Genomic DNA, 406 nt, shown 5'->3' with positions numbered 1-406 from the left:
ACTTCTTCTTGCCAGAGGCCTTCTGTGCAGCCTTGGTAACCTTTCCTCCACCTCCCTCTTTGTGGTTAACTGCCTTAATGACGCCGACAGCAACTGTCTGCTTCATATCACGGACAGCAAAACGCCCAAGAGGAGGGAACTCTGAGAAAGCTTCCACACACATGGGTTTAGATGGAATAAGAGTTATGATACCAGCATCACCAGATTTCAGCAATTTGGGGTAGTCCTCAAGTTTCTTTCCCGATCGCTTGTCGATCTTTTCTTTGAACTCGGCAAATTTGCAAGCAATGTGACTGGTGTGGCAATCAAGCACTGGTGCATACCCAATGCGGATCTCTCCAGGGTGGTTCAAGATAATGACCTGAGCATCAAAGTTATCTGTCTCTTTTGGTGGAACATTTTTACT

The 406-nt window shown here is 46.3% G+C and carries 1 pseudogene; it reads right to left on the bottom strand.

Annotated elements, in window-relative coordinates:
* A pseudogene (locus D0T87_RS23760) lies at positions 1 to 406 on the bottom strand (hypothetical protein); the annotation flags it as partial.

The organism is Bacteroides sp. 51 (assembly GCF_010500965.1).
Lineage (GTDB): Bacteria > Bacteroidota > Bacteroidia > Bacteroidales > Bacteroidaceae > Bacteroides.
The sequence above is the reverse complement of the archived record's forward strand: the minus strand, read 5'-3'. Positions and strand labels throughout refer to the sequence as shown.